Raw genomic sequence first — 21,134 nt, forward strand, 5'->3', positions numbered from 1 at the left:
AGAGGTTAGTCATCTCAAACTTAGAAAAATCAGATTTTAGTTATACTCAAAAACAATCTGCTGATCTTTGTACATACCGGTTCCAACAGGGATTGTGCGACCTATGATGACATTTTCTTTTAGATCATTTAAGTCATCAATTTTAGCACTTACAGCTGCTTCTGTTAATACTTTAGTAGTATCTTGGAACGATGCAGCCGATATGATACTATCCGCTGAAACTGCCGCTCTTGTAATACCCACCAAGAAAGGCTCTGCAATTGCAGGACGACCGCCAAGTTTGACAATCTTTTCATTCTCCTCGGCAAACTTAGTTTTAGAGATTAAGTCTCCCTCTATAAACTTCGTATCGCCCGATTTTACAATTTTTATCTGTCTTAGCATCTGCGTAAAGATTACTTCAATATGCTTATCGGCAATATTTACACCTTGTGAACGATAAACTTGCTGTACTTCACTTACTAAGTAGTTATAAAGTGCTTTTACACCCATGATACGTAATAGCTCATGTGAAGATATAATACCTGTTGTCAATCTCTCTCCCGCATGTACAAAGTCGCCGACATTAACAACAGCAGAGTGAGATTTATCAACAAAATACTCTTTTATTATGCCGTTTTCCGATGAAACAATAATCCTAACTTTTCCACGAAGAGGTTTACCAAAACTCACTATTCCGTCTATCTCAGATATAAGAGCTGTTGCTTTTGGACGACGACCCTCAAAAAGTTCACTTACACGAGGAAGACCCCCAGTGATATCGCTTGATTTTTGAAGTGCTTTTGGTACTTTTGCAATAATATCCGCTACTTTAACACTCGCTCCATTTTGTACATATATAGATGTTTTTGGTTGAAGTTGATATCTTATAACCTCTCCATCTTCACATGCAAGAACAATTGTCGGTTTATACTCAGTAGATACATGATCGCTTATCATTAAACGTGTTTTGCCCGTTAGTTCGTCATACTGCTCTGTAGCAGTTGTGCCGCTTATAATATCTTCAAAATGCACAACACCGTTTGTCTCTGATATAATCGGATTAGAGTATGGATCCCACTCTGCAATAATAGTTGACTCATCACTCTTTGGCTTAGCAATGACGGACTTAGGATCTACAACAGCATCATCCTCAACAACAATCACGGACCCACGTGCAATATAGTGTCTTACCGCTTCACGATTGTTACTATCAACTACGGTTGCAAAAAGACCTTTTTCAACTACCTCATACCCTGCCTTAAGACCTTCAAATCTCTCTAGATAGTCGCCTTTTAGCAAGAAGTATTTAACAACACCATCCTCTTTTGCAAAAATCTTTTGAGTTACAGGTGCTCCATTTGCAACTAAAATTTCAGATGCATATGGAATACGACTTGGAACATTCCACCCGTCTTTGATTGTCTCAACGATTGACTCAAGCTCTTTTACCTCAGATCCACTCTCATACGGAAAGTAGTATTTACCCTCTATTTGACCGCCGACTCCTGCTAGTTCATTTGGCTTAGCAATCTCATTTTTACGAAGTACATAGCGAACCGTATCTGTTTTTGACGATACGCTTATAATTACTTCGTCATGAACGGTTTGAATCTTAACTTTACCTGCAAAAGGAGCTTTAATTTTCGGTTCAACCAAAAGTACTGCCGCATTTCTACGATTTGCAACTATGTTTTTATTCTCTTTTGAGAGATATGTTTTAAGATTATAGTAACGTATAAAACCCTCTTTCTCAGCAATAACTTGTCTCTCTTGAGCAGTTGAAGATGCTGTTCCACCAACGTGGAATGTTCTAAGAGTCAGCTGAGTACCAGGCTCACCGATTGATTGTGCTGCAATAATACCAACAGCCTCACCCTTGCGGACTATATATCCTGTTGCTAGGTTTACACCGTAGCATAATGCACAAATACCGTTTTCACTTTTACAAGTTGTCGGTGTTCTAATGTGTGCAGTTTTAATGCCGGCTTCAGAGATTACTTTAGCAGATACTTCATCAATTAAAGTGCCTTCAGCATATAAAATCTCATTTGAAATAGGGTCAATTACATCATCAGCTAAAACTCTACCGTTTAATCTATCTTCAAGAGACTCTATTAGAGTGTTTTGATCACTAATATCAGATATCTCTATGCCCTCATGAGTATAACAATCATGCTCTACAATTTTAACATTTTGAGCAACATCAACAAGCTTACGTGTTAGATAACCCGCATTTGCTGTTTTAAGTGCAGTATCGGCAAGGCCTTTTCTAGCACCGTGAGTTGAAATAAAGTACTCAATTACGTTAAGACCCTCTTTAAAGTTGGAGATAATCGGAGTCTCAATAATTTCACCGCTTGGCTTAGCCATCAATCCTCTCATACCTGCAAGCTGACGAATCTGAGCCGCTGAACCACGAGCACCCGAATCCGCCATCATATGAATAGAGTTAAAGCCATTTTTATCAGTTTGAACAAGCTCCATCATCTGAGTTGCAAGAGTGTTGTTTGTATCTGTCCAAACGTCAATAATTTTATTGTATCTCTCTTGCTCAGTTAAAAGACCTGCTTCAAACTGCTTTTGAATCTCAAATGCTCTGTTTTTTGAATCGGCAATCTTAGCTGCTTTTCCTGCAGGGATTTTAATATCATCTATTGATATAGATATTCCCGACTCTGTTGCATGTTTAAAGCCTAAATCTTTAAGTCTATCTAAGAAACCAGCTGTAATGCCTATACCGCCATGTTTTTGAACATAATCAACAAGTTCATTTATAGCTTTTTTCTTCATAACTCTGTTCCAGAGTTCTGATGGAACAAAATCAGGTAAAATTGCTTTAATTAACATACGACCTGCCGTTGTATGAATTATTCTACCTTCATCTCTTGTTCTAACCTTTGCATGAATATCTAGTGCGTTATGCTCTATAGCAATTCTTACTTCATCGACATTTGCAAAAAGTTTATTTGAACCCTTCACACCGTTTTTCTCTAAACTAATATAGTAAATACCAAGAACCATATCTTGTGAAGGCGTAGCAATCGCTTTTCCTGATGCAGGCAGAAGAATATTCATAGATGCCATCATTAATACTTTTGCTTCTGCAATAGCAGCCGAGCCTAGCGGAACATGCACAGCCATCTGGTCACCGTCAAAATCGGCGTTAAATGCAGCACAAACTAACGGATGAAGCTGAATAGCCTTGCCATCAATTAGCTTAGGATGAAATGCCTGAATAGAGAGCTTATGAAGTGTCGGTGCACGGTTAAGAAGAACAGGATACCCGTCAACTATCTCAGCTAAACACTCCCAAACTTCATTCGTCTTCTCCTCAATCATCTTCTTAGCAGCTTTAACAGTTGTTGCATAACCCTTATCTTCAAGTTTTGCAATTAAATGAGGCTTAAATAGCTCTAGTGCCATTTTCTTAGGCAATCCACACTCATCCATTCTTAAATTTGGACCGACAACAATTACAGAACGTCCGGAGAAGTCAACACGCTTACCGAGTAAATTTTGTCTAAAACGACCCTGCTTACCTTTAATAATCTCACTTAAAGATTTAAGTGGGCGTTTATTTGCACCTTTAACTGCATTTGCACGACGACCGTTATCAAATAGAGCATCAACGGACTCTTGAAGCATACGCTTCTCATTTCTAACAATAATTTCAGGTGCTTCAAGCTCAACAAGACGCTTAAGTCTTTGGTTACGGTTAATAACACGGCGATAAAGGTCATTTACGTCAGAGACTGCGAACTTACCGCCGTCTAATGATACAAGAGGTCTTAAATCCGGTGGAAGAACAGGAAGAACCGTCAGCATCATCCAAGCAGGATTGTTTCCTGAATTTAAGAACGATTCAATAACTTTTAATCTTTTAGCAATAGTTTTTGTTTTTGCTTCACTTTTTGTAAGCTCAATATCCTCTTTAAGCTGAGTAAATGCATCAACTAAATCGATATCTTCAAGCAAATCACGAACAACTTCACCGCCCATACGAGCCTTAAAGCCTAATTCGCCAAATCTTTGTTGAAGTGTACGATACTGCTCCTCATTTAAAACATCATACTTTAAAACCGGTGTTTTTGCTTCTGCATCATAATATGCTTCACCGCCACTCTCGACTATATATGCTTCATAATAGAGTACGCGCTCTAAATCTTTCATCTTGATGCCAAGTAAAGTACCAATACGTGAAGGTAGGGAGCTTACATACCAGATGTGCGCAACAGGAGTTACAAGTTCTATATGTCCCATGCGAACACGGCGAACTTTAGTGCTTGTTACTTCGACTCCACACTTCTCACATACAACACCTTTGTAGCGCATCTTTTTATATTTACCACATAGACACTCATAATCTCTTACGGGTCCAAAAATTTTCGCACAAAATAGACCGTCACGCTCTGGTTTTAGTGTACGATAGTTAATAGTTTCGGGTTTTTTAACTTCACCGTGACTCCATGATAAAATCTTATCAGGAGCTGCTAAGCGAAACTGTATCTGCTTTATATCAGTCGGTCTTTTTTCTTCAGTCACTTCAATAGGTACTAATTTACTCATTATCTTCAACCTCGTCAAATATTTCTACATCAAGAGCTAATGCTTGTAACTCTTTTGTCAATACAAATAGAGTCTCCGGAATACCTGATTCCGGAACTAGCTCACCTTTTGTAATCGCTTTGTAAGCGCGGACACGTCCATCAACATCATCAGATTTGATTGTTAGCATCTCTTTAAGCACGGCACTAGCACCATATGCTTCAAGTGCCCAAACTTCCATCTCTCCAAATCTTTGTCCACCAAATAGTGCTTTACCGCCAACAGGCTGTTGTGTAACAAGTGAGTATGGACCGGTTGAACGAGCATGAATCTTCTCATCAACTAAGTGATGAAGCTTAAGTATATACATATATCCTACGTTTACGCGCTCTTTTATCTTCTCCCCTGTAAAACCATCATAAAGTACGGTTTTACCGTCTGTCTCCATTTTAGCAAGCTTGAAAATCTTCTCAAACTCTTCTGCATTTACGCCCTCAAAAATCGGAGATGCAAATCTAACACCTTTTGACCAATCACGTGCGTGATGAAGCAGCTCTTCATCACTCATCTTGCCAAGAACTTCTTTTGCATTCATCATAGATGCGACATCAGAAATTTCAATCATTTTGGTACGAAGATTTTGGATAAAATCTTTTTGTTTAGACTCGAACTCTTTTGTGATTTGATGTCCTAATTCACGACCTGCCATTCCTAAGTGCATCTCTAAAATCTGTCCGATATTCATACGGGAAGGAACACCTAGCGGATTTAGACAAACATCTACTCCTCTTCCATCTTCCATATACGGCATATCTACCTCAGGAACAATAGTAGAGACGATACCTTTATTTCCATGTCGTCCTGCCATCTTATCACCGACTTTTAGCTGACGTTTTGTTGCTATATAAATTTTCACTTGCTTTACGACACCGTTTGGCAAGATATCATCTTTTTCTAAGATGTTTAATTTCTCTTCATGCTCATCACGGAAGAGTCTCTTCTCTTTTTGGAAGTAGTTTTTTGTTTTATTGTACTCTGCTTGTATCTCTTCACTAAAAGATTTTATAATGGCATTCATAGCAAAACGGTTCACCTCAAGAAGGTCTTTTCCATCTATAGTGTCGCCGGCTTTATAATTAGTAGTTCCAATTTTAATATCTGCTAAAAGAGGCTCTTTTGTTAAAAGCTTAGTGACACGAAGCATCTCCTCTTTGTCTATCATGAGCAGCCTGTCATAGTGCTCACGCTCTAGGTAGTCACGCTCCTCTTTCTCAAGCTCTAACGCGCGTGCATCTTTGTCGTACCCTTTTTTTGTAAAGATTTTCACATCAACAACGACACCTTCCATACTTGGAGGACAGTAGAGCGATTTGTTGATTACATGACCCGCTTTTTCACCAAAAATTGCACGAAGTAGTCTCTCTTCAGGAGTAGGCTTAACCTCCCCTTTTGGAGAAACTTTACCTACAAGCATCATGCCTCCGGTTACATTTGTACCGATTTTTACTATACCGCTATCATCCAAGTGAGCAAGCTCATCATCTCTTACATTTGGAATATCGCGAGTAATCTCTTCAACGCCATGCTTTAACTCTCTTGCTTCAACCTCTTTTTCATAAATATGAACTGATGTGAATGCATCTTTACGGATTAATCTCTCTGAGATTACAATAGCATCCTCAAAGTTATAACCATGCCAAGGCATAAAAGCAACCATAGCATTAACACCAAGAGCAAGCTCTCCTTGATCCATGTTTGGACCATCTGCTATTATCTGATTCTTCTCTACTCTTTGCCCAATTTTTACGATTGGTTTTTGTGCAAATGCAGTGTTTTGATTTGTACGAAGATTTTTTTGCAATGGATAGTAATCTATATAAATCTCACCATCTTCATCACCCATTATGTATATATGTTTTCCATCAACTTTTTCTACAATACCTGAGCGCTTAGCCTTAACACACTCCCATGAGTCACGTGCAACAAGTTTTTCAACTCCAGTTCCGACTAATGGTGCTTCACACTTTATAAGCGGTACCGCTTGACGCTGCATGTTTGAACCCATAAGTGCGCGGTTTGCATCATCATGCTCTAAAAATGGAATTAAAGAGGCTGCAACGCCTACAACCATATGAGAAGAGAGGTCAGCATATTCACACTCGGCTACCGGACGGTAAAGTATCTCGCCATCCATTCTTGTTACGACTAGCTTATCTATAAATTGACCATCTGCGTCAAGTTTATTTGATGCAGCCGCAATCTTTCTGCCCTCTTCTTGTGTTGCTGTAAGATAGACCACTTCATCGAGGATTTTTCCATCTTTCATCTTTTTATATGGAGCTCCAATAAAGCCGTGCTCATTAACTTTTGAGTAAGTTGCAAGAGTATTTATAAGACCGATATTTTGACCCTCGGGAGTCTCAATAGGACAGATTCTACCGTAATGCGTAGGGTGAACGTCACGCACTTCAAACCCTGCACGCTCTTTTACAAGACCACCTTCTCCAAGGGCTGAGAGACGACGCTTATGCGTTATCTCTGAGAGTGGATTTGTTTGATCCATAAACTGTGAAAGTTGCCCTCCTGAGAAGAACTCCATAATTGTAGATGTAATCATTTTTGAGTTAATCAAATCATGAGGCATAAGTTCATTCATAGGTCCACTCATTGTTGAAAGTTTGTCACGAATCGCTTTTTGCATCTTAATTAGGCCGTTATGTAGCTCATTGCCTAAAAGTTCGCCAATTGAGCGAATACGACGATTTCCTAGGTGATCTCTATCATCAATATGACCTTGACCGTTTTTAACTTTAATTACATATTTTACAGACTCAATAATATCTTCTTTTGTTAATACGGTTACATATTCAGGAATATTAAGCCCTAGTTTATGATTCATCTTCATACGACCGACTTTTGTTAAGTCATATCTCTCAGGATCAAAGAATAGCTGATTTACAAATATTTTTGCAGCCTCTTTTGTTACCGGCTCACCGGGTCTCATAACTTTATAGATACGAATAGCCGATAGATCATTTTCATCTTCAATATCTTCAGTCTGTTTTAGTAGTTTAAGAGAATCTGCATCTGCATTAAATGCATTTATTATTGAACCATCTACGCCATCGGCTAAATCATTTGCGATACTAAAGCTCTTCACGCCGACTTCACTCATTTTCTTAAGCTTATTCTCATCAATGCGAGTCATAGCATCAAATAGCACTTCTCCTGTTTCAGGATCAACAATTGCTTTTGCTAAATAGCGATCAAGCAGTATTTCAAGCGGATACTCAACCTCTTTAAGTCCATCCTCAATAAATTTTTGAGATTTTTTAGCTGATAATCTTTTACCTGAAGCCAAAAGAGTGTTTCCGTTTTTATCTATTAAATCATAAGTCAATCTCGCAGAGTAATCACTTGGATTAAAAGGCATTAAATATTTATTGTCAATAATGCTTATATTTTGAATTGGGTAAAATAGTTTTAATATATCTTGCTTAGAGTACCCAAGTGCTCTGAACATTATTGTAACAGGTACTTTACGACGCTTATTAATTCTCATATAAAGAATATCTTTTGGATCATACTCAAAATAGAGCCATGAGCCGCGGTCTGGAATAATTTGACCGGTATATATTAATTTATTACCCGCTGTAGTTGACTCCTCTTCTTTGAAGATAACGCCGGGTGAGCGGTGAAGTTGATTTACCACTACTCTCTCTACACCATTTATTATAAATGATGTTCTATCGGTCATTAATGGGATATCACGAACAAAAATACTCTGCTCTTTAATATCTTTAACCCCTAATTTCTCTTTTGTATTTTCATCTCTATCCCAAAGAATAAGACGAGTTTTCATTCTTAAGCTTACAGCATATGTAAGACCACGCTCCATACACTCTCTGACTGTGTATTTCGGCTTACCTACTTCACTGCCGATATACTCAACTGTTAATCTGTTTTGAGTGTCATGAATTGGAAAAACTGATTGAAATACTGTCTCTACACCGCTTTGAGAGCGATCTTTTTCATCAAGCATTAAGAATTTGCCGTATGAACTCTGCTGTAGTTGCAGTAAGTTTGGTACTTCTATCTGTTGAGGAGTTTTAGAGAAGTCTACACGAAGACGGTTTCCGGAATATAAAGTGTTTAACATTGGCTACCTCGATGAGTTGTTTTTGAGACTTAATCATTAAAGATTAAGGTATCGTATCTAGGCGTCCCTAGATGATTTGTATAGTGCTTATTAACGACATAAGGGCACTTTTACGAAGAGATAAAAATCCATTCGTAAAAGCGCCCAAAAGTTGAGGAGAGAGGGTAAGTAAATTATTTCTCTCTCCTCATAGTAGTAATTACTTAACTTCTACTTTTGCGCCAGCTTCTTCTAGTTGCTTTTTAGCTTCCATTGCTGCTTCTTTATCAACACCCTCTTTGATTGTTGAAGGTACGTTTTCACTTGCTTCTTTAGCCTCTTTTAATCCTAGACCTGTAAGAGCACGAACAACTTTAATTACGTTGATTTTCTTATCACCTGCATCAGTAATAATAACATTAAATTCTGTTTGCTCTTCAGCAGCAGCTCCACCAGCTACAGCTCCACCTGCTACAGCAACAGGTTGTGCAGATACACCGAATTTTTCTTCAAACTCTTTTACTAACTCAGCAAGTTCTAATACAGAAAGTCCTGAGATAAACTCTAATACGTCTTCTTTAGTTACAGCCATTTTGCTATTTCCTTAAATTTATTTTATAAATTTAGGGAACCTTAACATCTATTTGTACACTCAAGGAAGTAATTCCTTGAGCTACGCTAACGCTAAGTTTCCCTCGTGCAGGAAGCTCATCGCACTAGTGCGATTTATTTCCCCTATATTGTTCTGATAACTCAGACAACAACATTTACTTTTAAAGCTAATTGCTTTAATTAAGCAGCTTCTTCTTGCTCTTTTTTCTCTCTAAGTGCGTTAAGACCAAACCCAATACATGTAAGTGGAGCCATCCAAGTAGCTGCAAGCATGCCAAGTAGCTCTTCACGCCCAGGAAGTTTAGCAAATGCTTCAACTTTAGCACTATCTGCAACCGCGCGATCAATATAAGCAGACTTGATTATGAATTTATCATTATCTTTAGCAAACTCAGAAACTACTTTAGAAGTAGCAACAGAGTCGTTACCCCATACTAAAATATTAGTGTCTTTTAACTCAACACCTGTAAGCTCAGCATTACTTAATGCAATCGTTGCTAAAGTATTTTTAACAACTTGAACTTTTGCCTCTTTTGCACGGGCAGCATTTCTTAAGCCTTCAAGCTTAGAAACGCCTAATCCCTTATAGTCACAAAAAATTACACTTTGAGCCTCTTTGAACTCATTTGAAAGTACTTCAATAATTTCAGCTTTTTGTGTTTTTGTCATAGAATATCTCCTTTCCAGACAATACTTCAACAGGATTACCAAATATAATTTGATAAATTAAGCTATCGCTCCTATATCTTCAGTCCATAAAATGCAGTTACCAAAGCAGTAACTTAAGAGTGCTTTACGAATAAAGCACTAAAAACTACTCGCTTATTTTATATCAGCTAGTTGCATTACATCAAGTTTTATAGCCGGACTCATTGTTAAACTTAGAGCAGCGTTTGTAATATAACGACCTTTTGCAGATGCAGGCTTATGCTTATTAATAGCTTTTAAAAATGAGGTTAAGTTTTCTGCGATTTTAGCTGCATCAAAGCTTGCCTTACCAATACCTGCGTGGATATTACCTTTTTTATCAACTCTAAAGCTAACTTGTCCGCCTTTAACATTTTTAACGGCAGTTGCAACATCTGGAGTTACAGTACCTGTTTTAGGGTTAGGCATCATCCCTTTTGGTCCAAGAATACGACCGATTTGACCAACTAGTCCCATACAGTCAGGTGCAGCAACAACTACATCAAAGTTAAAAACTCCATCTTTAATTTGTTGTACTAAATCATCAGTACCGACTATATCTGCTCCGGCTGCTTTAGCTTCATCAGCTTTAACGCCTTTTGCAAAAACTGCAACACGAACTGTTTTACCGGTACCATGAGGAAGGACTATTGCACCACGAACCATCTGATCAGCATGTCTTGGGTCTACATTCAGGTTTAGTGCAACCTCGACAGTCTCATCAAACTTTGCGCTAACTAGGCTTTTTACAACTGTTGAAGCCTCCTCGACACTATATCTTTTCGTAGTATCAATTTTCTCTATTAATTGTTTATATCTTTTACTCATTATCAAATTCTCCTATGAAATTCTGCCACAAAATTTTATATCACTGTGGTCGATGATATTTTTGATTAATCTACTACTTCTATACCTATTGAACGAGCTGAACCTGCAACAATATTAGCTGCCATCTCTTTGTCATCAGTATTTAAATCTTCAATTTTTCTATTTACAACTTCTGCTAGTTGCGCACGAGTAATCTTTGCAACTTTATTTTTCAGTGGGTTGTCAGAGCCCTTTTTAACTCCTGCAGCATTCATTAGAAGTGCCGATACAGGTGGTTGTTTAGTGATAAAAGTAAAACTTTTATCGGTATAAACAGTAATGATAACAGGGACTTTAAATCCCATTTTATCTTTTGTTTTTTCATTAAATGCTTTGGTAAACTCCATGATGTTAACACCACGTTGTCCTAAAGCCGGTCCTACCGGTGGCGCAGGTGTTGCTTTACCAGCTTCAATTTGTAACTTAATATAGCCCGCTACTTTTTTTGCCATTTTATTTCCTTTTTATGATTTAAATTATTTTTTCAACTTGTGTGTAAGAGATATCAACCGGAGTTGCTCTACCAAAAATTGAAACATTAAGCTTTAGAGTTCCATGCTCTAAATCATACTCATCTACAGTTGCCGTAAAGTTCGCAAACGGTCCATCAATAATTCGTACCATCTCACCGCTATCAAAAAATACTTTTGGTTTAGGTGCGGCACGATTTTGAATACGATCAAGTATTACGTTGATATCATGTTCACTTAACGGTGTTGGCGTATTCGCTTCACCGATAAATCCAGAGACTTTTGGAATAGTTTGAATTAAATGCTGTATCTCGGTATTTAAATCTATCCTTGCAAAAACATACCCTGAGTAAAGCGAACGCTCAGATATCTTTTTCTTACCATCTTTAACTTCTATGACATCTTCAGTCGGGACGATAACATCTGTTATCTTATCCTGCAGTCCCATCTCTTCAATTATATTCAAGATTGCTAAACGAACCGCTCTCTCACTTCCGTATGTTTGAATAGAGTACCACTGATGATTACTTGTTTTCTCCTCCACTGCCACTCCTTATCCTAAGATTGCTGACATAACTGATGACATCATTAAATCAACTAGTGCTAAAAAAGCAGCTATAACAGCAACAACTATAACAACTGATATATAAGCTTGTTTAACTTGACCTTTTGTAGGAAAAATAACTTTGCTAAGCTCTGCTTTGGCATTTCTTATATGTGTACTTAGATTCATTTAAACTTCTCCAGTTGTCATTAATTACAGATAAAGCCCTAAAGCTTTATAGATAATTAATGTGGCAGGCGTAGAGAGACTCGAACTCCCAACACCTGGATTTGGAATCCAGTGCTCTACCATTGGAGCTATACGCCTGCATATAAAACAAAAAAAGCTAAGTCAGAAGACTTTAGCTTGAATTGTAACTATAGTTTCATCTCTTTATGAACAGTATGCTCACGACAAAACTTACAAAACTTCTTTACAGAGAATTTCTCAGTATGTGTTTTCTTATTTTTAGTAGTGTGATAGTTACGACGTGTACACTTCTCACATCCTAAATGTATTGCTTCTCTCATGCTATTAACCTTTTAAGGGATTTTGCAAATTCGGAAATATCCGAATTATGCAAGAATCTCAGCTACAACACCGGCACCAACAGTACGTCCACCCTCACGGATAGCGAACTTAGTACCTTTTTCCATAGCGATTGGATGAATTAGTTCAACAGTAATTTCAACATTATCACCAGGCATAACCATTTCAGTACCTTCCGGTAGTGTAATTGCACCTGTTACATCCGTTGTACGAACGTAGAATTGTGGGCGATAGTTGCTGAAAAATGGAGTGTGACGTCCACCCTCATCTTTGCTTAGTACGTAGATCTCAGCAGTAAACTTTGTGTGAGGAGTAATTGACCCCGGCTTACAAAGTACTTGACCACGCTCAACATCATCTTTACCGATACCACGAACAAGAAGACCACAGTTATCGCCTGCTTCGCCTTGTTCCATCTCTTTACGGAACATCTCAACGCCGGTTACAGTAGTCTTTTGAGTATCACGGATACCTACGATTTCTACCTCTTCCCCAACTTTAATAGTACCACGCTCAATACGTCCTGTTACAACAGTACCACGACCTGAAATTGAGAAAACATCTTCTACAGGCATTAAGAAATCTTTATCTGTTTCACGAGTTGGCTCTGGGATATAAGCATCAACTTCAGCCATAAGTTTTTTGATTTTTTCAGACCACTCACCAAGAGTACCTGATTTTGCTTCTTCTAGAGCTTTAAGAGCAGAACCTGCTACGATTGGAGTGTCATCACCTGGAAAATCATAAGTATCAAGTAACTCACGGATTTCCATTTCAACTAACTCTAATAGCTCTTCATCATCAACCATGTCTTCTTTGTTCATGAAAACAACGATATATGGAACACCAACTTGCTTAGAAAGTAGAATGTGCTCACGAGTTTGCGGCATTGGACCATCAGCTGCAGAAACAACTAAAATAGCGCCATCCATTTGTGCAGCACCCGTAATCATGTTTTTAACATAATCGGCGTGACCTGGACAGTCAACATGCGCATAGTGACGAGAATCTGTCTCATACTCTACATGTGAAGTTGCAATCGTGATACCACGCTCACGCTCTTCAGGAGCATTATCGATAGCATCGTAATCCATCAATTTTGCACCGTTAGTTACTGCTAATACTGCTGTGATAGCTGCTGTCAATGTTGTTTTACCATGATCGACGTGACCGATAGTACCAATGTTTACGTGCGGTTTATTACGCTCAAACTTTTCTTTTGCCATAGTGTCCTCCGACTTAATTTGTGAATAGAGATGGAATTATATCCAAAAATTATTCAATTATTGCTTAAACTTTAACTATATATAGTATTATGGAGCTCACGAGCGGATTTGAACCGCCGGCCTCTTCCTTACCAAGGAAGTGCTCTACCCCTGAGCCACGCGAGCAATAGTGGAAATTCCACAAAGCAATAATTGCATAATTTTTTTAAATATCATAAATATTAGTATTTTGTGTGTAGAAAGCAATATAAATGTTTACATAGTTATAAATATGTAAAAAGTATAATTGTGAAGTAAGTTGAAATTGTACTTCAGCTTCCAGAATGTCTCAATGGAGCGGGTGAAGGGACTCGAACCCTCGACCCTCAGCTTGGAAGGCTGACGCTCTAGCCAACTGAGCTACGCCCGCATGTGCCATTGAAATGGTGGTGAGAAGAGGAGTCGAACCTCTGAACCCATAGGGAGCGGATTTACAGTCCACCGTCGTTGGCCACTTGACTATCTCACCAGATTTATCCGGTCTAACACTGTTTCTAATATTCTCGAATTCAATGGTGCCGACACGAGGATTTGAACCCCGGGCCTGCTGATTACAAATCAGCTGCTCTAGCCAACTGAGCTATGTCGGCATCGAATTTGAGCCAGAATTATAGTGCAATATATTTTCAATGTCAAGAGTTTTTTACTAAAAATTTATCATACTTACTTCTTTAAGAAAAATTGGTTATTATTTGCCCACATATAAATAGTGTTATTAATAATTAAAGAGGTTGGCATAGATGCTAAAAATTTTATTTTCACCCGCTGAAGGCAAAAAAACCGGAGGCAAAGAGTCCAAAAAAGAGCTTTTTGGATCTAATGAAGCAAGGCAAGAGATACTAAATGAGTATAGTAGTATTGTCAATAGTGCAGATGAAGATACTATTAAAGAGCTATTTGGCTTTAAAAAATTTAGTGACTCTAAACCCTATATAGCTGATATATTTAACACTGAGTTAATGTATGCGATTGAGCGATATAGCGGTGTTGCATATGAATATCTAGATTTTAGCTCTCTTGATAACGCCCAAAAAGAGTATCTGAAATCTAATACAATAATATTCTCAAACCTTTACGGTCCTCTTCTTGGCGGTGACACTATTGCTAACTATAAAGTAAAACAAGGTAGCAATATAGGAAAATTTGTTCCGGATAAGTTTTATAGGGATAGATTTTCATATCAGCTTGATTTATATCTAAACAGCTCTGATATTTTAGATTTACGCGCAGGATACTATGATAAATTTTACGAAGTAAAAAAACCATACACGACTCTGAAGTTTTTAAAAAATGGCAAAGCAGTAAGTCATTGGGCAAAGGCTTATAGAGGTCTGGTTTTAAGAGCGGTTGCGCAAAAGAGCATAAACTCGATGAAGGAGTTTATGGCTCTAGAGATAGAGGGTTTAAGCGTAGCAGAGATTAGGGTTGTAAAAAACAAAACAGAGATTATCTACAACATTACAGAATAAAATTATAGTTTTACCCCTCTGAGCCTAAGTGAGTTAGCAATTACAGAGACTGAGCTAAAACTCATGGCAGCTGCCGCTATCATTGGTGAGAGCAGTACGCCAAAAAACGGATAGAGCAGTCCGGCAGCGATTGGAATTCCTGCTGAGTTGTAAAAGAAGGCAAAAAAGAGATTTTGTCTTATGTTTCTCATTGTTGCTCTACTTAAGAGTCTTGCTCTGACAATGCCTCTTAAATCACCTTTTATCAAAGTTATACCCGCACTCTGAATTGCCACATCAGTACCTGTCCCCATAGCAATACCCACATGGGCTAGCGCGAGTGCCGGAGCATCATTTATGCCATCGCCTGCCATGGCAACAGTTTGCCCATTTGCTTGAAGCTCTTTAATAATCTCTGCTTTTTGCTCAGGCAACACCTCTGCATGCACCTCATCAATGCCGAGTTTTTTTGCAACAATCTCTGCTGTTGCACGGCTGTCGCCTGTGAGCATCACGACTCTTATATCTTGTGCATGCAAATCACTAATAGCTTCTGCCGTACTCTCTTTGATAGGGTCTGCAACGGCAATAAAGCCTGCTGCAGTTGAGTCAATAGCAACTAACATAACAATATTGCCATCTGCTCGCTCTATATCTGCTTTTTTTGACAACTCATCAACATCTATCTTTAGACTCTCTAACAGTTTTAGATTACCTACTGCAACTGCCCCTCCGTCAACCTCGCCTGTTATTCCCATTCCGCTTAGAGATTGGAAGTTCTCTGCTTTATTAAGCTCAAGCTTTCTCTCTTTTGCCCCATTTACAATAGCCTCTGCCAATGGATGTTCACTAGCCATCTCTAAACTTGCAACTAATCCTAAGAGCTTCTCCTCACTAAAGCCATCTTCTACATGTACCTTTATTAGCTTAGGTTTTCCCTCTGTAAGCGTCCCTGTTTTATCTACAACTAAGGTATCGACTTTTTCCATTATCTCTAAAGATTGGGCATTTTTTATAAGCACTCCTGCCGTAGCTCCTCGTCCCGTTGCTACCATGATTGAGATAGGAGTAGCCAGACCAAGCGCACACGGACAGGCTATAATAAGCACTGAGACGGCACTTACAATGGCATATGCCAAGCGAGGCTCAGGTCCCCATATCCACCAGAAAATAAATGTAACAACGCTAATTAGAAGCACGGCAGGTACAAAATATCCTGAGACAACATCAGCCAAATTTTGTATAGGTGCGCGGGAACGCTGTGCATGTGAGACCATATCTATGATTTGTGAGAGTAGAGTATCTGCACCAATTTTTTCTGTTCTCATTAGCAGACTTCCGTTAGCATTAATAGTAGCACCTATGAGTTTTTCGCCTGCAAACTTTTTAACCAAAACGGGCTCACCGGTAACCATCGACTCATCAACATTACTCTCGCCCTCTATAACAACACCATCAATTGGAATTTTTTCACCGGGGCGAACACGCAAGATATCTCCGACTTGAACCTTCTCTAACGCTATATCCTCTTCTGTTCCATCATCTTTTACTATACGTGCCTTGTTTGGAGCAAGCTCTAGCAGTAATTTAATGGCTGTATTTGTTTGTGAGCGTGCACGAAGTTCGAGAACTTGACCTAAAAGAACAAGTGTTGTAATCACTGCCGCTGCTTCAAAATAGACATGAACTAAACCATCTTGCATCTGCATTATAGGCGGGAAAATACGCGGAATAAACATAGCAATGACACTATAAATCCAAGCAACTAAAACACCTATGGCAATAAGCGTGAACATATTTAGATTCATAGTTTGTAAAGATTTATAGCCACGCACAAGAAGCGGCCAGCCTCCCCAAAAGACAACAGGCGTAGCTAAAGAGAACTCTATCCATTGAACCATTTTCATACTTAAAAAATCAGGAAGTAGCCAAGGCATCATATCTACGCTCATGGCCAAAACAAAAACAGGAAAAGAGAGAACTGCACTAATATAAAAACGAAGACTCATATCTCTCAGCTCTATATTTTCTTCATTTGCTGTTGCGATAACCGGTTCTAGTGCCATGCCACACTTAGAGCAGCTTCCCGGATACGCTTGAATCACCTCTGGATGCATGGGGCAGGTATATTGGGTTGCTTCATTATCTTTTTTTGCGCTCGTTTTCATGTCGTTACCTTCCTTATTTCATTAAGATTTACTTACATCTATTTTATCCTCTGTATCTTCTTCCAAATCTTTAAAGTTTGATCTTCTCTCTTTTAGCTCTTTTCTGTAGGTATCAAAATCCCCAAAATCAAAAAACTTATCATATCTTGAGTGCATGTCTATCTGCGGTTTTGAGTGCTTTATAGGGCACCAAAACTGCTCTGTTCTTGCCGCTACCTCTCTTGTATATCCAATTACACCGTTAAAATATTCGCAATAAAGACAGTTTATCTTCTCTACCCTATCAAGGTAAAAGAGGTTAAACCTATCAATAACTACATAATCACTTCTTTTTACTTTTGGTATCTTATATATCGGGAAGCAGACTGCTTGAAAGATAGTAACAAAGATATCAACCACAAGCGCCGGTAGCATCATAGACCAGATAAACGGGATAGTTAGAACTGCCAAAACAGGAAAAGAGGAGAGATATTTAATAGAGCTCTCTATTTTTAATCTTCCCTCCTTTATAACACTCTCTTTAAATCTTACTTTTTTATCCTCAAGCGTATAAAAAAATTCACTCTGCTTTTTTCTAAGCTCTACCATAAGCTCATCTTCAAGAGTCTTAATCTGTGCGGCTATCTCCTCAATTCTACTATCCATTAAACTCTCCGATTTCTCTTTTTTAGAGTATAGCACTATTTTGCCAATTAAGCATTTTTTTGCCTAAATAGAATAAAATAGAAAAATAGTGTAGAATTCCAACAATATAAACAGAAGGTTCATTTTGCAAGATTCAAAAGAGTACAAAAAGAAAAAAGCATATTTTGAGAAGATAATCACACTCTATGGTAGAAATGTCGTTATTGAAGTCTTACAAGATGAGAGTGTAGATATTCATAAACTTCATATGTCAAACTCCAACAAACCTGACGGTGCAGTAAATAGCATCCTCTTGCTTGCAAAAAAAAGAGATATTGAAGTGAGTTACCATGATAAAAATGCCCTAAGCCGCATAAGTAAAAATGCAAAACAGGATCAAGGCGTGGCTATTGACATCATTGCAAACTCATATCAAAACGCAAATGAGATAAAAAATCTTAAAAAATTTAAACTTCTCGCACTAGACGGCATCCAAAATCCTCAAAACCTCGGAATGATTATCCGCTCATGTGCAGCCGGATATGTCGATGGAGTCATACTTCCTAAAAAAAGCAGTGCAAAAATCTCTCCGCTTGTCATAAAAGCGAGTGCGGGTACACTCTTTAAACTCCCTATATACTACTGCAATACCTTAGATGAAGTTTTAAAAGATTTAGAAGATGTAAAAATTTATCTGCTCTGTTCTCATGCAAAAAAGAGTATCTACGATATACAAAAGAGCCAAAAATCTATATTTGTTTTAGGAAATGAGAGTGAAGGAGTCTCAAAAGAGGTTCAAGAACTTTGCAACGACTCCATAAATATCCCAATGAACAGAGGAGTAGAGTCGCTTAATGTTGCGGTTACAGCTTCGCTTATCGCCTTTATGCAGTAGTTAACTCATCATGATTTCATAGGGGCGTTTTATCTCTTTAATCACCTCCCCTACACTCATGTTACGTGACTTTCTCAAAAATTCTCTACCTCCTAAAAAAACCAAAACTGTAGGAGTAGCAAAAACGCTAAAATGAGCGGCAACTTCCTGCTCAATTGAAGTGTCAACACTTATTATTTTAAACTCGCCGAAATTACTCTTTATTGCATCTAGAAGCTTTGGCTTTAGTGCATGACAAACACTACAGGTAGGAGCCGAAAAGTAGAGCAGAACAGCCGGATTTTCTTCAATCTCTTTTTTTATCTCATCTATACTTTGCATAAGTTGGCACCTTTTTTTTTGGTGTGAAATTATACACTATCTGTTATAATCTCTTCATGAGTTCAATACTATTTTCAGTTTTAACTATTTACATATTTATTGTTATTGGCTTTGGCGCAAAAATGAGCTTCAAAGATGCTATTGATGATAAAACAATAACGCTTATAAATGTATACTTCTTGCAAGTTTTCCTAACCTTTTGGGGTCTTTTAGTTCGTCCGGTTGATGTCACGCTTCTCTTTGCACCCTCTCTCTACCTTCTAATAGTCATTGTTGTTCTTTTTATCTCTGCTTTAATTGCACGAAAACTCTTTCTTGATAAAAAAGAGTACTCCATCGCAACCGTTGCGGCAATAATCGGCAATACGGGAAACTTAGGCATTCCGTTAAACATCGCTATCTTTGGCGAGGAGTCTATTCCCTACACAACCGTTATAAACCTTATGAATATTTTAATTGTCTATATAATCGGAGTTTATTACTACTCAAGAGGAAATTTTGATGTTAAAACATCACTGAAAAATATACTAAAACTCCCACTTCTTTGGGCAGCGGTAGCGGCTATTGCATTAAGTATGTATGGCTACAGACCAAGTGGAAATATTTTAAATATGCTTATGATGGGAGCTTATGCTTCTATTGTTATGCAGCTATTTCTTTTTGGTGTTTTTCTCTATGGCACGAAGATACAAGAAATAAGTAAGAGGCTTGTTATTTGGGTAATGGGTATAAAATTTCTCTTTCTGCCGGGTATTTCGTTTTTAATTCTTTATAATATAGAGCTTGACTCCATGATAAAGGGGATAATTTTTATGCAGCTTATGATGCCCCTTGCCATTGCTAATGTTAATCTTACCTCTCTTTATGATTGTAAACCCAAAGTTGCTACCGCACTTGTTTTTATCTCCTCGCTCATCTTTTTGGGTGTGCTTTTTGCGGCTATTAAGGTACTAACTTATCTATGAATAAAATATATAAAATTTACAAAACACTATATAAACATTACGGCCCTCAAGGTTGGTGGCCAATTCTCGGTTATGGGTATCATAAACAAGATTACACTTTTCCAAGAAACAGCGATGAGATATTTGAAGTATGTTTAGGCTCAATACTTACTCAAAATACTACATTTACTTCTGTAGTTAAGTCACTAAATAATCTATATGAAAAAAATGCCTTACATGTAGAGGCTATAAAGAAGATGAATATTGATGAGTTTAAAGAGGCAATTCGACCCTCCGGATACTATAACCAAAAAGCGAGATATATTTTAGAGTTTATATCATTTTACAAAAAACTCAACGGCGCTACCCCTTCAAGAGAAGCACTTTTAAGTATTGTTGGCATTGGGGAGGAGACGGCAGACTCTATACTTTTATATGGGTACAATCAACTACACTTTAAAGTTGATGCGTACACAAAAAGGCTCTTGCTTGAGCTTGGTTTAATTGGCGAAAAAACAAAATATGGCGAGATAAAGAGTATGATTGAGAGCTCTATAAAAGAGTACGTAAAAGATGAGAGAGAGCTACTAATACTCTATCAAGAGTTTCATGCCCTAATAGTAAAACACGGCAAAGAGTTCTACTCTAAAAAACCCTACGGTGCAGGATGCTTTTTAAAAAATAAACTCTTTGTATAAATCTTATGCTAGATCCCAAGTAAAGCTCAGGATAACAGAAGCCATTTTTACTTTTTACAGCCGTTTGCCACGATTGTATCTCTGTTTTTTTCTAAAAACTTATTGCCAAAACCTTTAACCTCTTTTAGTTCATCTATATTGCTAAAACAGTTATTTACTTCTCTATATGCTAAAATCGCATCCGCTTTTACTTCACCGATACCTTTAATGCTCATTAGTTCAGCTTTATCTGCTTTATTAATATCTACCGCTGCAAAACACAAAACAGCACCTAAGATTAGTAGTGATAACAACTTCATTTTTAACTTCCTTTAATTTAAAATGTTAAATTATACTTTTTGTAATATAAAATAGATATTAATTATTAATAAAATCTA

Annotated in this window: 18 protein-coding genes and 5 tRNA genes; 4 read left to right on the plus strand and 19 right to left on the minus strand. The window is 37.8% G+C overall.

Going from position 1 to position 21,134, the window contains the following annotated elements:
• Nucleotides 1-36: 36 nt before the first annotated feature.
• The 15 genes from rpoC to M0Q20_RS01940 form a co-directional block, all read right to left on the minus strand.
• Nucleotides 37-4,548, minus strand: coding sequence for a DNA-directed RNA polymerase subunit beta' (gene rpoC, locus M0Q20_RS01870; RefSeq protein WP_295058306.1), 4,512 nt, complete (start codon nt 4,546-4,548; stop codon nt 37-39).
• A complete protein-coding gene (gene rpoB, locus M0Q20_RS01875; RefSeq protein WP_295058308.1) occupies nt 4,541-8,686 on the minus strand; it encodes a DNA-directed RNA polymerase subunit beta in 4,146 nt (1,381 codons plus the stop codon). The genes rpoC and rpoB overlap by 8 nt, the downstream gene beginning before the upstream one ends.
• Nucleotides 8,687-8,885: 199 nt before the next feature.
• Complete coding sequence (gene rplL, locus M0Q20_RS01880) at nt 8,886-9,257, minus strand: 50S ribosomal protein L7/L12 (RefSeq protein WP_295058311.1); 372 nt, start codon at nt 9,255-9,257, stop codon at nt 8,886-8,888.
• Between the two features lie 200 nt (nt 9,258-9,457).
• Nucleotides 9,458-9,946: a 50S ribosomal protein L10 gene (rplJ, locus tag M0Q20_RS01885; RefSeq protein WP_295058314.1), complete on the minus strand. Its 489-nt coding sequence runs from the start codon at nt 9,944-9,946 to the stop codon at nt 9,458-9,460.
• A 153-nt stretch (nt 9,947-10,099) separates the two neighbouring features.
• Nucleotides 10,100-10,792 carry a 50S ribosomal protein L1 gene (gene rplA / locus M0Q20_RS01890; RefSeq protein ID WP_295058315.1) on the minus strand — a complete coding sequence of 231 codons (693 nt, stop codon included), beginning with the start codon at nt 10,790-10,792 and terminating at the stop codon, nt 10,100-10,102.
• A 65-nt stretch (nt 10,793-10,857) separates the two neighbouring features.
• A complete protein-coding gene (gene rplK / locus M0Q20_RS01895; protein WP_295058318.1) occupies nt 10,858-11,283 on the minus strand; it encodes a 50S ribosomal protein L11 in 426 nt (141 codons plus the stop codon).
• Between the two features lie 19 nt (nt 11,284-11,302).
• On the minus strand, nt 11,303-11,845 hold the full coding sequence (nusG, locus tag M0Q20_RS01900; protein WP_295058321.1) for a transcription termination/antitermination protein NusG: 543 nt from the start codon (nt 11,843-11,845) through the stop codon (nt 11,303-11,305).
• Nucleotides 11,846-11,854: 9 nt separating this feature from the next.
• Nucleotides 11,855-12,034, minus strand: coding sequence for a preprotein translocase subunit SecE (gene secE / locus M0Q20_RS01905; protein WP_295058324.1), 180 nt, complete (start codon nt 12,032-12,034; stop codon nt 11,855-11,857).
• A gap of 62 nt (nt 12,035-12,096) precedes the next feature.
• A tRNA-Trp gene (locus tag M0Q20_RS01910) sits at nt 12,097-12,172 on the minus strand.
• Between the two features lie 50 nt (nt 12,173-12,222).
• Nucleotides 12,223-12,375, minus strand: a complete 153-nt coding sequence (gene rpmG / locus M0Q20_RS01915) for a 50S ribosomal protein L33 (RefSeq protein ID WP_295058327.1) — start codon at nt 12,373-12,375, stop codon at nt 12,223-12,225.
• Nucleotides 12,376-12,420: 45 nt separating this feature from the next.
• Entirely contained in the window at nt 12,421-13,620 is a 1,200-nt protein-coding gene (gene tuf / locus M0Q20_RS01920) for an elongation factor Tu (RefSeq protein WP_295058328.1), read from the minus strand.
• 90 nt (nt 13,621-13,710) lie between these two features.
• A tRNA-Thr gene (locus tag M0Q20_RS01925) sits at nt 13,711-13,785 on the minus strand.
• Between the two features lie 167 nt (nt 13,786-13,952).
• Nucleotides 13,953-14,029 (minus strand) — tRNA-Gly (locus tag M0Q20_RS01930).
• A 14-nt stretch (nt 14,030-14,043) separates the two neighbouring features.
• Nucleotides 14,044-14,128: transfer RNA gene (locus M0Q20_RS01935), tRNA-Tyr, on the minus strand.
• A 44-nt stretch (nt 14,129-14,172) separates the two neighbouring features.
• Nucleotides 14,173-14,249 (minus strand) — tRNA-Thr (locus tag M0Q20_RS01940).
• Between the two features lie 150 nt (nt 14,250-14,399).
• Between M0Q20_RS01940 and M0Q20_RS01945 the strand changes: the two genes are divergently transcribed.
• Nucleotides 14,400-15,128: a YaaA family protein gene (locus M0Q20_RS01945; RefSeq protein ID WP_295058330.1), complete on the plus strand. Its 729-nt coding sequence runs from the start codon at nt 14,400-14,402 to the stop codon at nt 15,126-15,128.
• Nucleotides 15,129-15,130: 2 nt separating this feature from the next.
• Here the strand turns inward: M0Q20_RS01945 and M0Q20_RS01950 are convergent, their stop codons facing one another.
• Nucleotides 15,131-17,275 (minus strand): copper-translocating P-type ATPase, encoded by a 2,145-nt coding sequence (locus M0Q20_RS01950; protein ID WP_295058332.1) that lies wholly within the window; start codon nt 17,273-17,275, stop codon nt 15,131-15,133.
• 21 nt (nt 17,276-17,296) lie between these two features.
• A complete protein-coding gene (locus M0Q20_RS01955) occupies nt 17,297-17,920 on the minus strand; it encodes a hypothetical protein (RefSeq protein WP_295058333.1) in 624 nt (207 codons plus the stop codon).
• Nucleotides 17,921-18,044: 124 nt separating this feature from the next.
• On the opposite strand from M0Q20_RS01955, the gene M0Q20_RS01960 reads away from it, so the two are divergent.
• A complete protein-coding gene (locus M0Q20_RS01960) occupies nt 18,045-18,794 on the plus strand; it encodes an RNA methyltransferase (RefSeq protein WP_295058335.1) in 750 nt (249 codons plus the stop codon).
• Here M0Q20_RS01960 and M0Q20_RS01965 read toward each other — a convergent pair whose 3' ends face one another.
• Nucleotides 18,795-19,115, minus strand: a complete 321-nt coding sequence (locus tag M0Q20_RS01965; protein WP_295058337.1) for a thioredoxin family protein — start codon at nt 19,113-19,115, stop codon at nt 18,795-18,797.
• 56 nt (nt 19,116-19,171) lie between these two features.
• Here M0Q20_RS01965 and M0Q20_RS01970 point away from each other — a divergent pair, with 56 nt between their 5' ends.
• Together M0Q20_RS01970 and M0Q20_RS01975 are read left to right on the plus strand one after the other, a co-directional pair.
• Nucleotides 19,172-20,080, plus strand: coding sequence for an AEC family transporter (locus M0Q20_RS01970; RefSeq protein WP_295058339.1), 909 nt, complete (start codon nt 19,172-19,174; stop codon nt 20,078-20,080).
• Nucleotides 20,077-20,757, plus strand: a complete 681-nt coding sequence (locus tag M0Q20_RS01975; RefSeq protein WP_295058341.1) for an endonuclease III domain-containing protein — start codon at nt 20,077-20,079, stop codon at nt 20,755-20,757. The genes M0Q20_RS01970 and M0Q20_RS01975 overlap by 4 nt, the downstream gene beginning before the upstream one ends.
• A gap of 47 nt (nt 20,758-20,804) precedes the next feature.
• Here the strand turns inward: M0Q20_RS01975 and M0Q20_RS01980 are convergent, their stop codons facing one another.
• Nucleotides 20,805-21,056, minus strand: a complete 252-nt coding sequence (locus M0Q20_RS01980; protein WP_295058343.1) for a helix-hairpin-helix domain-containing protein — start codon at nt 21,054-21,056, stop codon at nt 20,805-20,807.
• Nucleotides 21,057-21,134: the final 78 nt, after the last annotated feature.

Source organism: Sulfurimonas sp. (genome assembly GCF_023229025.1).
Taxonomy (GTDB): Bacteria; Campylobacterota; Campylobacteria; order Campylobacterales; family Sulfurimonadaceae; genus Sulfurimonas.

Excerpts from the sequence above, each read along its gene's own strand:
- rpoC (WP_295058306.1), bottom strand. The coding sequence starts at position 4,548 with ATGAGTAAATTAGTACCTATTGAAGTGACTGAAGAAAAAAGACCGACT.
- rpoB (WP_295058308.1), bottom strand. The coding sequence starts at position 8,686 with ATGTTAAACACTTTATATTCCGGAAACCGTCTTCGTGTAGACTTCTCT.
- rplL (WP_295058311.1), bottom strand. The coding sequence starts at position 9,257 with ATGGCTGTAACTAAAGAAGACGTATTAGAGTTTATCTCAGGACTTTCT.
- rplJ (WP_295058314.1), bottom strand. The coding sequence starts at position 9,946 with ATGACAAAAACACAAAAAGCTGAAATTATTGAAGTACTTTCAAATGAG.
- rplA (WP_295058315.1), bottom strand. The coding sequence starts at position 10,792 with ATGAGTAAAAGATATAAACAATTAATAGAGAAAATTGATACTACGAAA.
- rplK (WP_295058318.1), bottom strand. The coding sequence starts at position 11,283 with ATGGCAAAAAAAGTAGCGGGCTATATTAAGTTACAAATTGAAGCTGGT.
- secE (WP_295058324.1), bottom strand. The coding sequence starts at position 12,034 with ATGAATCTAAGTACACATATAAGAAATGCCAAAGCAGAGCTTAGCAAA.
- rpmG (WP_295058327.1), bottom strand. The coding sequence starts at position 12,375 with ATGAGAGAAGCAATACATTTAGGATGTGAGAAGTGTACACGTCGTAAC.
- tuf (WP_295058328.1), bottom strand. The coding sequence starts at position 13,620 with ATGGCAAAAGAAAAGTTTGAGCGTAATAAACCGCACGTAAACATTGGT.
- M0Q20_RS01945 (WP_295058330.1), top strand. The coding sequence starts at position 14,400 with ATGCTAAAAATTTTATTTTCACCCGCTGAAGGCAAAAAAACCGGAGGC.
- M0Q20_RS01950 (WP_295058332.1), bottom strand. The coding sequence starts at position 17,275 with ATGAAAACGAGCGCAAAAAAAGATAATGAAGCAACCCAATATACCTGC.
- M0Q20_RS01955 (WP_295058333.1), bottom strand. The coding sequence starts at position 17,920 with ATGGATAGTAGAATTGAGGAGATAGCCGCACAGATTAAGACTCTTGAA.
- M0Q20_RS01965 (WP_295058337.1), bottom strand. The coding sequence starts at position 19,115 with ATGCAAAGTATAGATGAGATAAAAAAAGAGATTGAAGAAAATCCGGCT.
- M0Q20_RS01970 (WP_295058339.1), top strand. The coding sequence starts at position 19,172 with ATGAGTTCAATACTATTTTCAGTTTTAACTATTTACATATTTATTGTT.
- M0Q20_RS01975 (WP_295058341.1), top strand. The coding sequence starts at position 20,077 with ATGAATAAAATATATAAAATTTACAAAACACTATATAAACATTACGGC.
- M0Q20_RS01980 (WP_295058343.1), bottom strand. The coding sequence starts at position 21,056 with ATGAAGTTGTTATCACTACTAATCTTAGGTGCTGTTTTGTGTTTTGCA.